This window comes from Parapedobacter sp. 2B3 (genome assembly GCF_041925275.1).
GTDB lineage: Bacteria > Bacteroidota > Bacteroidia > Sphingobacteriales > Sphingobacteriaceae > Parapedobacter > Parapedobacter pyrenivorans_A.
Genome location: NZ_JBHEUZ010000002.1, coordinates 79,394 through 95,012 on the forward strand (window position 1 = coordinate 79,394; position 15,619 = coordinate 95,012).

The 15,619-nt window shown below is 50.8% G+C and carries 15 protein-coding genes; 7 read left to right on the forward strand and 8 right to left on the reverse strand.

Annotated features, from left to right (window positions below):
- The first annotated feature begins 3 nt into the window (after positions 1-3).
- Together ACEVG1_RS02790 and ACEVG1_RS02795 are read left to right on the forward strand one after the other, a co-directional pair.
- Entirely contained in the window at positions 4-873 is an 870-nt protein-coding gene (locus tag ACEVG1_RS02790; protein WP_374742035.1) for a hypothetical protein, read from the forward strand.
- Positions 874-1,000: 127 nt separating this feature from the next.
- Positions 1,001-2,530 carry an arylsulfatase gene (locus ACEVG1_RS02795; protein WP_374742363.1) on the forward strand — a complete coding sequence of 510 codons (1,530 nt, stop codon included), beginning with the start codon at positions 1,001-1,003 and terminating at the stop codon, positions 2,528-2,530.
- 14 nt (positions 2,531-2,544) lie between these two features.
- Here ACEVG1_RS02795 and ACEVG1_RS02800 read toward each other — a convergent pair whose 3' ends face one another.
- Complete coding sequence (locus ACEVG1_RS02800) at positions 2,545-3,048, reverse strand: ArsR family transcriptional regulator (RefSeq protein ID WP_374742036.1); 504 nt, start codon at positions 3,046-3,048, stop codon at positions 2,545-2,547.
- A 154-nt stretch (positions 3,049-3,202) separates the two neighbouring features.
- Complete coding sequence (locus tag ACEVG1_RS02805) at positions 3,203-3,463, reverse strand: hypothetical protein (RefSeq protein WP_374742037.1); 261 nt, start codon at positions 3,461-3,463, stop codon at positions 3,203-3,205.
- A 115-nt stretch (positions 3,464-3,578) separates the two neighbouring features.
- On the opposite strand from ACEVG1_RS02805, the gene ACEVG1_RS02810 reads away from it, so the two are divergent.
- On the forward strand, positions 3,579-4,094 hold the full coding sequence (locus ACEVG1_RS02810; RefSeq protein ID WP_374742038.1) for a TlpA family protein disulfide reductase: 516 nt from the start codon (positions 3,579-3,581) through the stop codon (positions 4,092-4,094).
- A 116-nt stretch (positions 4,095-4,210) separates the two neighbouring features.
- Complete coding sequence (locus ACEVG1_RS02815; RefSeq protein ID WP_374742039.1) at positions 4,211-5,197, forward strand: rhodanese-related sulfurtransferase; 987 nt, start codon at positions 4,211-4,213, stop codon at positions 5,195-5,197.
- Here ACEVG1_RS02815 and trmB read toward each other — a convergent pair.
- A complete protein-coding gene (gene trmB / locus ACEVG1_RS02820; protein ID WP_374742040.1) occupies positions 5,169-5,819 on the reverse strand; it encodes a tRNA (guanosine(46)-N7)-methyltransferase TrmB in 651 nt (216 codons plus the stop codon). The genes ACEVG1_RS02815 and trmB overlap by 29 nt on opposite strands.
- Positions 5,820-6,004: 185 nt before the next feature.
- On the opposite strand from trmB, the gene ACEVG1_RS02825 reads away from it, so the two are divergent.
- The gene (locus ACEVG1_RS02825) at positions 6,005-6,940 is read left to right on the forward strand and encodes a GDP-L-fucose synthase family protein (RefSeq protein WP_374742041.1); all 936 of its coding nucleotides are present in this window, start codon (positions 6,005-6,007) and stop codon (positions 6,938-6,940) included.
- Here the strand turns inward: ACEVG1_RS02825 and ACEVG1_RS02830 are convergent.
- The 3 genes from ACEVG1_RS02830 to ACEVG1_RS02840 all read right to left on the reverse strand — a co-directional run bounded on the left by ACEVG1_RS02830 (position 6,934) and on the right by ACEVG1_RS02840 (position 8,179).
- A complete protein-coding gene (locus tag ACEVG1_RS02830) occupies positions 6,934-7,407 on the reverse strand; it encodes a hypothetical protein (protein WP_374742042.1) in 474 nt (157 codons plus the stop codon). The genes ACEVG1_RS02825 and ACEVG1_RS02830 overlap by 7 nt on opposite strands.
- Entirely contained in the window at positions 7,382-7,768 is a 387-nt protein-coding gene (locus ACEVG1_RS02835) for a phage holin family protein (RefSeq protein ID WP_374742043.1), read from the reverse strand. The genes ACEVG1_RS02830 and ACEVG1_RS02835 overlap by 26 nt, the downstream gene beginning before the upstream one ends.
- A 141-nt stretch (positions 7,769-7,909) precedes the next feature.
- Complete coding sequence (locus ACEVG1_RS02840) at positions 7,910-8,179, reverse strand: YtxH domain-containing protein (RefSeq protein WP_374742044.1); 270 nt, start codon at positions 8,177-8,179, stop codon at positions 7,910-7,912.
- 293 nt (positions 8,180-8,472) lie between these two features.
- On the opposite strand from ACEVG1_RS02840, the gene ACEVG1_RS02845 reads away from it, so the two are divergent.
- Both ACEVG1_RS02845 and ACEVG1_RS02850 read left to right on the forward strand, forming a co-directional pair.
- Entirely contained in the window at positions 8,473-9,654 is a 1,182-nt protein-coding gene (locus ACEVG1_RS02845; RefSeq protein WP_374742045.1) for a glycosyltransferase family 4 protein, read from the forward strand.
- A 59-nt stretch (positions 9,655-9,713) separates the two neighbouring features.
- Entirely contained in the window at positions 9,714-11,252 is a 1,539-nt protein-coding gene (locus ACEVG1_RS02850) for a YifB family Mg chelatase-like AAA ATPase (protein WP_374742046.1), read from the forward strand.
- A gap of 14 nt (positions 11,253-11,266) precedes the next feature.
- Here the strand turns inward: ACEVG1_RS02850 and ACEVG1_RS02855 are convergent, their stop codons facing one another.
- Positions 11,267-13,636 carry a prolyl oligopeptidase family serine peptidase gene (locus tag ACEVG1_RS02855; RefSeq protein ID WP_374742047.1) on the reverse strand — a complete coding sequence of 790 codons (2,370 nt, stop codon included), beginning with the start codon at positions 13,634-13,636 and terminating at the stop codon, positions 11,267-11,269.
- Between the two features lie 300 nt (positions 13,637-13,936).
- Positions 13,937-15,604: a sodium/sugar symporter gene (locus ACEVG1_RS02860; protein WP_374742048.1), complete on the reverse strand. Its 1,668-nt coding sequence runs from the start codon at positions 15,602-15,604 to the stop codon at positions 13,937-13,939.
- Positions 15,605-15,619: the final 15 nt, after the last annotated feature.

A 15,619-nucleotide genomic window follows, 5' to 3' on the forward strand; every position in this document is an offset into this window, starting at 1 on the left:
GCTATGAACCGATTGAATAAAATAATAGTAGCCATCGTTGCCACGATCTTGTTCGCGGGTTGCGATAAAAACGTAGTGGAATACGACACCACCCCGATCGACGATGCGACCACGGCACAGTTCCAGTTGCACTATATGGTGCCTACCACAACCGGAACGGCAAACGATATCAACAAAGTCGAATTGAATGGACAGTTGCTGACCAATGAAACCACCCCCCTTTCAACGTACAACGCCGTACCTAGCGGCGCGGTGGGCCGGTTTTTCGCCGCCGAGGCGGGAACGGTGAACCTGAAACTGTACCGCGGCGCAGTGAATGACCTGACACTCGTGTACGACCGCGACTTTGAGCTGCCCGGTGGTAAGCACAACGTGATTGTGCATGACTTTGATGAGCCGCCTATCATCATCGACAACGATGCTCCTTACCCCACCATTACCACCGAGCATTCGGGTACCACAGCATGGGTGAAGTTCTATAATCTGCTGTACGAAAAGCCTGGAGAGCCCACCCCGCTGAGATTACAGTACCAGTTCCAATATGTTACCGACAATAACACGGGCACAAAGAGCGAATGGCAGAACTTGGGGAGCCCGGTTGCCTTTGGCGAAGCTACAGGTTGGGAACCGATTGTAGTAAACAAAACGGTAGAGATTTCGTCGGGCTACGCCAGAGTAGATTACCGCATCCGCCTCATCGGGGCCGATGGCAGCGATGAGGGTAGCCTGCAATTGTTCAATACGGCAAGCGGCGAGATGCGCGACTTCTCGGATTGGTGGACAGGCTATGTAGGTCGTGTGTACCACCACTTCCTCGCAGGAAACCGCACCGAAGCACCCGTGGCTAGCATCAGGCAGTTTACGGCAAAATAAACTCGTTCAACTCCGTTCGCATAGCGGGAAGCCGCACGGTATAAACCGGTACACCAAAAAATAAGTGTACCGGTTTTTGTATGGCAAAATTTCATAAGTTTGCAATAAACCATTTGATAGTCCGGTGATGAAGCACTATTCGTTGTTGATTGTATTGCTTGCCATGACAGCTTGCCGCCCTCCGAAAGGAGAAGAAACCAATCCATTACCCAATATCGTCATTATCTATATGGACGATCTGGGCTATGGCGACGTCGGTGCGTACGGCGCTACGGCGCTGAAAACACCCAATATGGATAGGCTGGCCGCCTCGGGGTTGCGTTTCACAAACGGCTATGCCTCGTCGGCCACCTGCACACCCAGCCGTTTTGCCTTGCTCACAGGGATGTATCCCTGGCGTAATAAGTCGGCGAAAATTCTCCCCGGAACGGCTCCACTAGTGATCGATACGGAGCAGCAGACCATACCCAAGATGCTTAAGCAGGCGGGCTACCATACGGGTGCAGTTGGCAAATGGCACTTGGGGCTGGGAACGGGCGTGATAGACTGGAACCAGCACATCGCCCCTGGGCCCAATGAGGTAGGCTTCGATTATGCCTTCATCATGGCGGCTACGCAAGACCGCGTGCCCACGGTATTCATCGAGAATGGCCTCGTGGTGGGTGCGGACCCCGTCGACCCCATTGAAGTGGACTATGCCCACAACTTTGCGGGAGAACCCACCGGACTGGACAACCCCGAGCTACTGCGGATGCGGTGGCACCATGGCCACAACAACAGCATTGTAAACGGCATCCCGCGCATCGGGTTTATGAAGGGTGGTGAGAAAGCCAAATGGATAGACGAAAACATGGCCGACACCTTCCTTACGCAGGCCCAGCGGTACATCCGTGAGCATAGGGACGAGCCTTTCTTCCTTTACTATGCGATGCACCAACCGCACGTGCCGCGAACACCGCATCCGCGCTTCGTGGGTGCTTCTGGTTTGGGGCCGCGAGGCGATGTGATCGTGGAAGCAGACTGGTGCATTGGGGAGTTGATGAATACCTTGCAAGAACAGGAACTGCTGGAAAATACGCTGGTGATTTTCACGAGCGACAACGGCCCGGTAGTAAACGACGGCTACTACGATGAGGCGGTGGAACTACTGGGTGGTCACAAGCCAGGGGGACCGCTGCGGGGTGGCAAGTACAGCCTCTTCGAGGCGGGGCCGAGGGTACCCTTTATCGTACAGTGGAAAGGACACGTGGAGCCGGGTGTGTCAGACGCGCTGGTGTGCCAGCTAGACCTATTGGCTTCGCTGGCTAACTTAACCAAGCAAGAAATAGATAGCAGCGATAGCCAAGAGCTGCTCGCTACCCTGCTGGGCGACGATACTGCTGGGCGTGACGAATTGATCATCGAGGCCAGCTCGCGTACGGCTTTGCGCACGGGCGATTGGGTAATGATACCACCTTACAGCGGCCCGAAACGCAATGAGCAGGTGAACATCGAACTGGGCAACGACACCACCTACCAGCTGTACAACCTGAAAGATGATATTGGCCAGCAGCAGAACCTTGCCTCGACCGAGCCGGAGAAATTACAAGAAATGATAAACCGGTACCACGAACTGCAGGGCGAAATCGCCGAGCCTGAACCGTTGGAACTGAAGTAGCGTTACGGGAGGAGTTACTGTTCAAACAATACAAGCCCTTCACTGGAGGGTTGGTTGCTGAGCGTGAAGTTCACTTGGCGGTGGATGAGGCTTTCGACCTTGGGGGCCAGCTGTTCGAGGTAAGCGGCATTGAGCCGTGGTCCTACGATGGTGACCTCAATGGTGCCCGTATCACGCCCCTCGGCGTAGTCGCCCGTAAGAATTACCTGGTCCACTTCGCCCATACGCTGTAACACCGTCTCCACAATGCGGTCTAACCCCAAGTACTTATGCACGATATCTTGCAAAGAACCAAACAACGGGTGCTGGGTGTTCGCCCGGTACGATACGCGGTTGCGCTGGGCCTCCTTTTGGAGGTATCCGGCATCTGACAGGTTATTGAGTTCCCGCCGGATGGCGTTGGTAGATTCGTTGAACTCATCGGCCAGTCCACGCATGTGACCCCGATTGGCGGCATTGATGAAGAACTTCACCAGTAGTCGCAGGCGGGTTTTTGAAGTAATGAGCGAATCGAGCATGCTGTTTTTTACCGAGCAACAAAAGTACTCTTTTTTTTGTAAAGTTGCTTTGCAGGCTTTTCAGTAGCAACAAGGCAGGTTGTTATATTTGTCTGGATTGGATGGCGTTTTACAATCTGGACAGAATCCATCTCAACCGATCAACAGATGGAGTTTATGCTTTTGCCCCGAATAACAGCATTGGTAGAATCGGCCTGGACCAGTCCAGAACAGAAAAACTACCAAAACTTTCAGCAACGGCTAAAACGACGGCCTGAAAGTGAACTTTTTGCGGGAAGACCGTGATGGTGGAATGTCGAAGAAAAAGATCGCTTCTTTCCTTGCCAACCGGTTCTTGTTGAACGACAGCAACCCCGATGCAATGGGGTGCACCATACCGGCCAGGTGTACATTGAACGTCCCCGTTCGTTCTCATTTTTCAAGATGATTTGGCGGAGTATCCGGGAAGGTGCCAAGGAATGTATCGGATTGGGCAGTGGGTAGACACCTTAGCAACGAAAAGATAAGATCAAAAGTGTAAATTTGCAAACATGATTCGTACTTATGTTTTACTGTTTGCCGTGTTGGCGGTCCAAGCAGCCGTTGCACAGCAAGCTCCGGCAGTTTCGAAAACCGCATTTACGGCTGAAGCCCTACAACAACCGCTATTTGCACTGGACGGCAAACAAACTACTGCCGGCGACGTGTTGGAAGCCTACAAAGGCAAGACCGTGCTGCTCTATATCTGGGCAATGTGGTGCCCCGACTGTCTCAAAGGGTTTCCAGAATTGAAGGCCTTTCAGGCAGCTAATCCTGATGTGCCCGTGGTTTACTTCTCGTTGGATCGGGAAGAGCAGCGGTGGAAAGACGGCATCGAAAAATTCGGCCTGAAAGGTGCGCACTACTGGTTTAAAACCGAGTGGAAGAATGATTTTACGAATGCGATAGATCTCAATTGGATACCGCGATACCTCATCATCAATCCAGCGGGTGGTATAGCTCACTATTATGCAGTGAAGGCCGACGACCCGGCACTGCAGCAAGCAGTAGATAAGCTGGCGCAGTAATTTATTTTAGTTTCTCAACGGCAGCGAAGAGATCCGATAAATTCGCATTTTTCTGCGAATTTATCTAAGTTTGCAACCGTAAAACATTAAACGCCGTTTGCAGCGGTATCAATGATATGAGAAAATACCAGACGTTGCTGTACTATTGTTACAGCCACATTGACCATGCGGAACAATTTGCCGCGGATCACCTCCAGTTTTGCAAATCACTGGGCCTCGTAGGCCGCATCATCGTAGCCGACGAAGGGCTCAACGGCACCGTGTCGGGTACACCCGAAGCGTGCCAAGCGTACATGGATGCCGTGCATGCCGACCCCCGCTTTGCGAAGACGGATTTCAAGATCGATGAAGTAAACGAGCTTTCCTTCATCAAGATGCACTGCCGCTATAAGCCCGAGATTGTACACTCCGGCCTGCGCGACCCCAAAATCATTGACCCGACGAAGGAAACGGGCAAGCACCTCGAGCCGCGCGAGTTTATGGAAATGAAAGACCGAGACGACGTCGTAGTGCTGGATGTACGTTCCAACTATGAACATAATGTCGGCCGTTTTAAAAATGCGCTCACGCTGGATATCGAGAACTTCCGGGAGTTTCCGGAGAAGATTAACGAACTATCGGCCTATAAAGACAAGAAAATACTCACGTACTGTACGGGCGGTATCAAATGCGAAAAGGCATCGGCCCTGCTGCTGAAAAACGGATTTAAAGACGTATACCAATTGCATGGAGGTATCATCAAATATGGCAAGGAAGCAGGAGGAAAAGATTTTGAAGGAAAATGCTACGTATTCGATAACCGGGTGACTGTAGATGTGAACCATGTGAATCCTACCGAAGTATCAGCCTGCCGCACGTGTGGCACCAATAGTAGTCGGATGATCAACTGTGCCAACCCCGAGTGCAACGAGCATTTCGCCCAATGCGAAGCATGTGGTTGGAAGATGGAAGGCTGCTGCTCGGATACTTGCATGGCCCATCCACGCAAGCGTCCGTACGATGGCACGGGCTACTACGTGAAGGTACCGCAACCGGTGAACCTTGAAAAGATAAGCCGCCGTGAGGTGAAACGACTCACTGCCAACCCCACCTTACATAATTGATATTTTTGGATACTTCGAGGTATTTTCGCTCATAGTAGGTTTTGATACTGAGCACGTCATCCACCAGATCAGAATGATATAGGTCCGCCGTACGGGCGTGGATAGGCAGTTCCTGCCCAGCCAATTGCTCCAGCGTATAGGCATATAGCCCGTCGTTGTCCGTTTTAAGGTGCATATGCCCCGTGGGCGCCATAATTTTTCGGTACATCGCTAGAAACGCCGGGTGGGTAAGCCGTTTCTTCTCGCGGCTTTTCTGCGGTTGGGGATCAGGGAAAGTGATCCAGATTTCGGCCGCTTCACCAGTGCCGAAATACTCGAGGATGTGTTCGATCTGGGTACGGAGGAAAGCAACATTCGCGATGCCTTCTTCCAATGCCGTTTTGGCGCCGCGCCAAATACGATTTCCTTTATAGTCAATACCAATGAAGTTACGATCGGGAAACAGTTTGGCTAGGTTGACCGTGTATTCGCCCTTACCGCAGGCCAGCTCGAGCACGATAGGTCGATTGTTGCCGAAATAATCAATCGCCCATCTACCTTTCATCGGCTTGCCAGCATCCAGTTGCAATACGTTGGCGAACGTGTCGATTTCCCTAAATTTTCGCAGCTTGTCCTTTCCCATAAAGCCAAATTAATAGCCCGCAAACTTAAGTAAGTTAAAGAAATAAGCCAATGTTTTTTTGCGCTTGCGTGCGAGTCGTTCTGGCCTCTACGGCGGCTGGCTATGTTACTTGGCACCCTATGTGTCAAGTGCGGCAGCCAAAGAGCGGAAAATAGTCTTACCTTTGTATCACACCCATTCGGAACATGGAAAAAAATGCTAAGATATATATTGCCGGGCATCGCGGCATGGTGGGGTCAGCTATTCATCGGAAGTTACGCGCGTTAGGGTTCGATAACTTACTGCTTCGAACTTCAGACAAATTAGACCTTCGGAACCAACAGGCGGTGGCTGATTTTTTTGCTGCGGAGCAGCCCGAGTACGTTTTCCTTGCGGCAGCAAAAGTGGGAGGTATATTGGCGAACAACGCGCTGCGCGCCGATTTCCTCTATGACAACTTGGCGATACAGAACAATGTGGTCCACCAAGCGTATGTGCACGGCGTGAAAAAGCTACTTTTCCTAGGGTCGAGCTGCATCTATCCGAAACTGGCGCCCCAGCCCATCAAGGAAGAGTACCTGCTCACCGGTTTACTGGAGCCGACAAATGAACCTTACGCCATTGCCAAGATAGCTGGCATCAAACTATGTGAGGCGTATCACGACCAGTACGGCTGTAATTTCATATCGGTGATGCCGACGAACCTGTATGGCTACCACGATAATTACCATCCAGAGCACTCGCATGTACTACCTGCACTGCTGCTGCGGCTCCACGAGGCCAAGGCGGCCAACCAGCCTACGGTGACCGTGTGGGGTAGCGGGAAGCCGATGCGCGAATTTCTGTTTGCAGATGATCTGGCCGACGCGTGCGTATTCTTGATGGGCAGTTATGACGACCCGCAATTGGTCAATGTCGGCACTGGAGAAGACCTTTCGATAAAGGAGCTGGCTTATCTGATTAAGTCGATTGTGGGTTATGAAGGTGAACTGGTGTTTGACCCATCGAAACCCGATGGCACCCCGCGGAAACTGATGGATGTGAGTAAGCTTCAGGCACTAGGATGGCACCACACCACATCGCTCGAAATGGGTGTCCGATTGGTTTATGAAGATTTTTTAGCAAGTTGCTCGGGTCAGTAGGTTTCGCTGTCAGGAGGGATACCATAGTCTTTGTGGCGTGAGGACCGCCTACGACGCTTGGCTGGTGGGCGGATGAACTCAGCCACTTTACTGATGAGGCCGGCTACGGTATCTTTATTAAGCGCACTAGCGGCCTGTTGGGACAGGAGCGTGACCAATGCACGCTTGATAAAACCCGCCTTGCGCAAGAAAAACCGGTTGAGGACGACCGGTAGCCCGATGCGCAATACCCTGCTTAACCAATCTTCTTCGTTGCTGCCTTTTTCAAACAATCCTTTCGTGAAATTCACACCCGGTACCCATGTGGCGAGCGACTTGACGAAGCGCATCGGCGCAGCTACCTTCTCGCTTAGTAGCTGATACTGATCACCGAGATAGTTTTCCTGTGCCTTGGCGAGTGCATCAAGCCGGGCTATCTCAAGGCGCAGGTCACTCAGGTTTTTAATCTTGCTTTCCTTCCTCATCATCTTCGTCTATTTCGTCGTTCCACTTTTGCAAAAACCGCTTGATGGAAAGGTTCATGAAAAAACGCTCCAGCGGATTCTCAAATGCTGAAACAGCGATAATTAGCAGTACGAATATTCCACCGGTAGCCAGGAATCCCAATGCGGAGCTTCCCAATAGTTCGCTTAAGTAAAATCCCAGTGCCAAGCTCAAATAGAAGATAACAAATACGGCAAGTACCCCTTTCAGGCCGTCGGTGATTAGGCTTGCAATTAATCGGGACGATCGCTCGACAAGCTTTAACTTGAATAGCCTCAAACGGGTATCGATATACTCTTTGCTCTTTTGGTATACCCCGTTTATCGAAAATCTTTTTTCCTCCATTTGGTCTTGGCCAAGGGTTTATATTTAATCGATAATGGATACGGGTTTAGCGGCGACCGACTATCGCGGCGCGGCCTGCCTTGGAAGGCATCTCCCGGTGCAGCGCCATGCTATGGCTTAGGGTAGAACCCCTTTCTATATTCAGGCGTGTTCTTCCAACGCTTCTTCTATCGCCCCTTCATGTTTGTTTACCTTGGTTTTGACAGCGGCAATGACTTTCTCTTTGAAATCGTTAAGGTGGTCTAACTGCTCGGCGGTGCGTTCCTTTAGCGCGTCGCCGAGATCTTTGAGGGAATCGTTCAATTTCTCGCGCGTTTCGGAACCTTTATCTGGTGCAAACAAAATACCCAATGCAGCCCCTGCGGCTAAACCCGTCAACAATGCTGCTACCACTTTTGCGTTATCATTCATAATCAATTTATATTTATTTGTTGAACAATCTTAGGATGAACTACGAAATCCAGTCCTGTTAAATATACAAACAAATCCGCAAATCGTTTGCCAAAAACCAAAAAAGCGAGGAAAAAGTGTAGGCTGTACTCTACTCGGTCTACCTAAGATGGGGTATTTTGAATGGAATTGCGCCTTCGTTTATGAATGTGGCATAAATATTGCACCGCTCCTACGCGACGTTGCATGATAACTTTTTCCAATTATTTCGCTTATCTTTGCCGCGTTGCGTTTGAACGAACACGCTAATCTATATGGTGGAGATCTACTTGTTATTTTTTTCATTTTTGTTCTCATGCATCATAACCCTGTATGCCGTACCTTCGTTAATTAAGCTGGCCTACAAAAAGCGATTGTTTGACGATCCCGCACTCGAAGAGCGAAAAATCCACAAATACAGAACGCCAAACCTGGGTGGCATTGCGGTGCTTATTTCTTTTGCCTTTACGGCCTGCCTATGTATATCGGGCAATATCCTGCCATACGCCAACTATATCTTCGCCTCTGGATTGCTGATTTTTTCGGTAGGCCTCAAAGACGACCTTGCGGCATTGAATCCTTACAAGAAATTTCTCGGCCAAACGGTGACTGCGTTGATTGTGGTTTATTTTGCTGACATCCGCCTTACTAGTTTTTACGGCGTGTTCGGCATCCATGATATTCACCCCGTGGTGAGTTATCCGTTTACGAGCCTTCTCATCGTATTTATCATCAATGCGTTTAACCTCATTGACGGCATTAATGGGTTGTTGGGTAGTGTGAGCATGATTGTAAGTCTTACTTTTGGTTACATATTCTTCCAGATGGAAGAATATGGGCTGGCGATACTGGCCGTTAGTATGGCCGGATCGGTATTGGGCTTCCTTCGTTATAACCTGGGCAAGGCCCGTATCTTTATGGGCGATGCGGGGGCGTATACTATTGGGTTCATTGTTTCCGTACTGGCTATTCAGTTTATCGAACTTAACAAACCGGGTGAAGTAACCGCAATGGTAAATTCGTTCGGCCGTGCGGTTCCTGCTGTGGCCATAGCGATTTTGATTATTCCGATTTTTGATACACTGCGTGTAATCGTCATCCGTTTGGTTCAAGGAAAATCACCTTTCATGGCAGACCGGAACCATTTACATCACAGGTTGCTTGATACGGGAATGACCCATACGCAGGCGACCTTGGTACTTTCGACATTCAATATTGTGATGATTGGAACTGCCCTCTCCTTCCAGTTTATCGGCACTGTGGAGCTACTGATACTAATCGGTCTTTTGGCATTGTTGATGAACACTATGTTATGGCTCTATGATGTGCGCCAAGTAATCCGGTCACAATCGCTCGTGTTGGATAACGATGAGAAGATATACCCGTTGCGTGACCATGCCCGAGAAGTTGCAGAGGAGGCGTTGCAGCAATACGAGGAGAAGCAACACCAAAACTAATCGCCAAAGTTTGCTTTTCGCGCAAACTTTTTCTAAGTTAGCGGAAATTACTTCCACCTATGCTCATAAAAACCTATGGAAGTGCTGTTTACGGCATTGAAGCTACAACGATTACCATCGAAGTAAACATTACAGGCGGTACCCGTTACTACATCGTCGGTTTACCAGACAATGCGGTAAAGGAAAGCCTGCAACGTATTGAAAGTGCCTTGTCTGCGGCCGGGATGCGGATGCCGCGGCAGAAGATTGTGGTAAATTTGGCTCCAGCAGATATCCGGAAAGAGGGTTCCGCTTATGACTTGGCCATAGCCATAGGTATCTTAGCTGCATCCAAGCAACTGGTAGCACCGGCACTTGACGACTTCATCATATTGGGCGAACTTTCGCTGGACGGCGGTGTGCAACCTGTTAAGGGAGTCCTTCCCGTCGCTATGCAAGCTGTGCACGATGGCTTTAAGGGCATTATCCTTCCACGGGCTAATGCGCGGGAGGCGGCGGCCGTAGCCGGCCTGCAGGTCTATGGCATCGATCATATTAGCGAAGCCATCGCCTTCACGAGCGGGAAACAGCGACTAAATAATGTGACGGTAGACGTCGACCAAACTTTTCTGGATCAAGTAGATAACTACGATACCGATTTTGCGGATGTACAGGGGCAGGAAAACATCAAACGGGCGTTGGAAATAGCCGCTGCCGGGGGGCATAATGTGTTGCTGATTGGCCCGCCTGGCTCGGGTAAGACCATGTTAGCCAAGCGCCTGCCCACTATCCTGCCGCCGCTGAGTCTAGGCGAATCCCTCGAGACCACTAAAATCCATTCGGTGGCAGGCACGCTCGGAGCTGCTAAGTCCCTGATGACAACCCGGCCATTCCGTGCACCGCACCATACCATCAGTGACGTTGCCTTGGTGGGGGGCGGGGCAAACCCTAAGCCGGGCGAGATTTCCCTTGCCCATAATGGGGTGCTATTTCTTGACGAGCTACCGGAGTTTAGACGTGCCGTATTGGAAGTGATGCGTCAGCCGCTCGAATCGCGCCGCATAACCATATCACGTGCTCGATTTTCGGTAGATTACCCAGCGAGTTTCATTATGGTGGCAGCTATGAATCCTTGTCCTTGCGGCTTCCATAACCATCCGCAGAAAACCTGTGTATGCCACGCGGGAATGGTGCAGAGATATCTTCACAAGATATCTGGTCCCTTGTTAGACCGCATTGACCTGCATGTGGAGGTAACACCTGTTGACTTCCAAGCGCTGGCATCACCGTATCCTGCCGAGACAAGCGCGGTTGTACGGCGCCGCGTAATCGCAGCACGCAAACGGCAGGCCCAACGGTTTGAAGGTCATGCCACCATCCACTGCAATGCGCAAATGAGCGCGCGTCACGCACGTGATCGCTGCCATATCAATGAGCATAGCCAAGCATTACTCAAAACAGCTATGGAACGGCTCGGTCTCTCGGCCCGGGCGTACGATCGCATCCTCCGGGTATCGCGCACCATTGCCGATATGGACGGAAGTGATGATATCCAATCCGAGCATGTGGCCGAAGCCATCCAGTTCCGTAGTTTAGACCGCGACAGTTGGGCAGGGTAGGGTATATGGTACAATTAGTTATTAAGCCGCTCCTCGAACAATTTAAGTATGCGTTTGTATTCATCCGTCCAACTACTGGGTTCTACAAACCCATGGTCTTCAACTGGATAAACAGCTAATTCCCAATTGTTTTTACCCAGCTCAATCAACCGCTGGCTGAGCCGCACGATATCTTGGAAATGTACGTTTACATCAACCATGCCGTGGCACAAGAGCAAGTGGCCGCTGAGGCCCTCGGCAAAATAAATAGGCGACGAGCGGCGGTACGCAATCGGATCCTCAACCGGTTCGTTGAGGATGTTTGAGGTATAACCATGGTTGTAATGCGCCCAGTCGGTCACTGAGCGTAGCGCAGCGCCCGCGGCAAATACCTCAGGCTCATTAAACATTGCCATAAGCGTGATGAATCCACCATAGGAGCCACCATATATGCCGATGTTCTTGGCATTGACGTTATATTTTTCCACTAGTAAGCGTGCACCATCTACCTGGTCGCTGAGGTCTTTCCCCCCCATGTGGCGGTAGATGCCTGTCCGGTGGTCGCGGCCATAGCCGGAACTACCCGTATAATCGATATCGAGGACAGTGTAGCCGAGGTCGGCCAGTAGGTTGTGGAACAGGTATTCCCTGAAATACTGGCTCCACCAATAGTGTACATTCTGGAGATAACCGGCACCGTGTACGAAGATGACCGCCGGACGGTGGGGCTTTGGGTTGATAGGTTGGTAGAGGCGTGCGTATATTTCGTCGCCGTGTCGATTGTTGAACGTAATAACTTCGGGTTCCCGCCAGGCGTACGCCTTGAACTCATTGGTAACCGATTCCGTAACCTGTATCGCTTTGGTACCGGCCTTATTCTCCTGCAGATATAGTTCCCACGGCTTATTACTATACGAATATCGGATGGCTAGCCATTTCTCATCGGGAGATAAGACAACCTCGTTACCACCGTCCATACCGGTAATACGGATGGGCGTGCCGCCGGAGGCGGGTAATCGATAGAAGTGGGTAATGCCCGGATGAACTATATTGGCCGTAAAATAGAATTGCTTGTGGTCGGCCGATAACTGCAGGTCGCTCACTTCCCACCTGCCATTGGTAAGTTGTTGTCGCTCACCGGTACGGGCATTGGCGCGGTACAAGTGGGAGTAGCCAGATGCTTCGCTTTGGAAATAGATAGTTTCGTTATCTATCCAGCCGAGGCTGCCACCACCCCACGCCCCCCCGATGCCGGGACCTCCAATCCATGCTTCGTCGCGCTGTCGGTCGATCAGATGGAGGGCACCCGTTGCGGCATCCAGCCGCATGATCCAACGATCTTTATGATCGGCTGCGGCAACGGCGACAACCGCATCGGTACCGGCTTCGTTCCATATAATGCGCCCCATGGAGACCTGCCTATCTTGTGGGTCGGCCAGCAGTTTTGATTTGGTATCGGGATAGTCGTCCCAAAAGGCGGGCAGGTCGCGGATACCGGGAATGATGGTCGTATTGATGCGGTACGTGGTATCGAGGTGCCTATCGTAGAGATATGCTTCTAATGTGGATGAGGCGTTGCCGACTTTGGTGCGTGCGGGGATATCTTCGGTATAACCCGACTCCGTAACGTAGCTGGGCACGATGGTGTTGGTGTTGTTTTCAGCACGTTTGATAAGTACATAACTAACATAGCGGCCATCGGGACTCGCTTGCTGCATGGATAGCATCGCATTGCCGATATGGATAGACCTAGGCTGTCCTTCGGGCCCGTGGTCAGGCAACCGAACGTTTCGCAGGGAATCCTGGCGATGGCGGGCTTGCAGTACGTCGAAGAGTTGGAGTTGATCGTGCTCCAACCACTTGTTCTGCTCGGTTTGCGGTTTGTCTGAATCACGGCGTATGCTGCGCTCTTCGCGCACAAAGTTGCTGAGCTGGGTCCACTCGCCACCGGAGACCGACATGGAAAACAGGTTATCTCCCTGTTGGAAGAAGACCTGGGTGCCGTCGCCGTTGAAATAGGGGTTGGTCTCGTGCTGTATCGTATTGGTCAACCTCAACTCATCACCCGACTTCAGGTCACGAAGATAGAGGTCACCCCCGCGCTCGAAGACGGCCCGCTTGCGGGAAGGAGCGTAGGCGTATTGGCGGACAAGGGCTTGCTTTGCCACCTCATTGACCCGTTGGGGTGTAGGTGTTCCGGGCGCGACTCGATATAGGGAAGTCTCTTCTTCCGCTTGGGGGTTCCAATCGAAATATAACGCACCGTCGGCACCCCAGAAGGCGCCGACGGGAGACGTGCCGATCCATTTCGGGTCGCGCATGATGTACTCGACCGTTAGCGCAGACTGCTGTGCATAACACAGCTGAAAGCCGATGAAGGCAACAAAAAGTAATCTCTTGTACATGGGGGCTATGATTAGCGTATTAACAATCAACAGCTAATGTACTTACTTTTCGCCGTATAGCGACGTAACGATTTGGAATCCCTATGCTGTCAGTCTTTAAGCAGCCACATCAGTTCATTGACATTGTCGTTTCCGTTGTATTGCAGCTCAATCGCTTCGGGGGCATTTTCGCCGTTGTATTTGATATCATCGCCGGGATACATCCATCGCACAGGTAATTGATTGACAGGGACATTCCCTCATCGCCTATGCTATCACGCAAGCGATGAAGGCGACTTTCATTATCTGAATCTATACGTTTTACCAGAATATGGTATAAATCGCTACCAACAAACCAATGATAATCACAGTGCCGGCTAGGAAGCCTGGGTGTACCTTGAACATGCTACGGTCCACTTCCAGTCCTTTGGGTACCACACCACGGTTGTTTTCGATGATGCTGATGAGCAACATGCCCAAGATACAGAATACGAATACGATTCCCATCCGGTCTATGAATGGTATCTCGTAGATGCCCGCCGCATTGGGAACGGCGAAACCGATTGAATAGAGCGATGACAAGTCTGTCCATTCGGGCAGGAACTTCAGAATAACCGACAAGGCAAAGCCACCAATGGTAGCGAACAGCGCCGCATTGGAAGTGGCCTTTTTCCAGAAAAATCCGAGGATAAACATGGCGAAGATCCCAGGCGAAACGAATCCGGTGTATTCTTGGATGTACTGGAATCCGCCCTTTTCGATGCCCAAATGCGGGGCGATGATGACGGCCAGGATCATGGTGACAACAATGGTGATTTTGCCGATGTTGACCAGTTTCCGTTCGCTTGCCTCTTTATCGAATATTTTTTTGTAGATATCTAATGAGAAAATAGTAGCGATACTGTTGGACTTACCGGCGAGCGAAGCCACCACAGCTGCAGTAAGTGCGGCGAATGCCAAACCTTTCAATCCTACAGGCAGAAGGTTGAGCAAAACCGGATAAGCTTTGTCAGGACGGACGGCACCTGCTTCGAGCATTTCTTGCTGGAAGAACCCTTCTTTATAAAGGACATAAGCGGCGATACCCGGCAACACCACGATAACGGGCATTAGCATTTTAAGGAAAGCGGCAAAGAGAATACCGTTGCGCGCCGTTTTGAGGTCGGCCCCGAGTGCGCGCTGGGTGATGTATTGGTTGCAACCCCAGTAATTGAGATTCACAATCCACATACCACCGATAAGGATAGACAGGCCGGGCAGACTGATATAGTGTTCTTGCGTTTTGTCGAAAATCATATCGAAATGCGATGGTGCATTTTGATGCAACAGCCCCAAGCCACTAAGCACACCGTCGCCGCCGAAATGGTCGGCAACCATATTCAATGCCAGGTAGGTTGTGGCTAGTCCGCCGAGGATAAGTACCAATACCTGGATAACATCGGTATAACCGATCACTTTCATGCCGCCCAGCGTAATGAAAATGGCAAAGATGGCGATGCCATACATGCAGACGGTGAAATTAATATCCGATATGGCCGATACAGCCAAAGCACCCAGGAAAAGGATGGAAGTGAGGTTAACCACGATATAGAGCAACAACCAAAATACGGCCATGATAGTACTTACCGTACCATTGTATCGCTGGTTAAGGAATTGCGGCATGGTATAAATCTTATTCTTGAGGTATACCGGTATAAAAAATACGGCTACAATAATGAGCGTCGCCGCTGCAAGCCATTCGTAGGCCGCAATGGCCAGCCCCAGCTTGAAGCCGTCGCCACTCATGCCGATAAATTGCTCCGCCGAAATATTGGAAGCGATGAGTGAAGCACCGATGGCCCACCAGGTCAGCGACCCCTCGGCAAGAAAGTAGTCTTTGGTGTTGAGCTCTTTGGACCGCTTGCGGTAGTAAATCCAAAGGCCATAGCCTGCAATAATGACGAAATAACAGAGAAAGACAATATAGTCTGATGTTGCCAAGGTTTTCATTCGGAAATTATTATT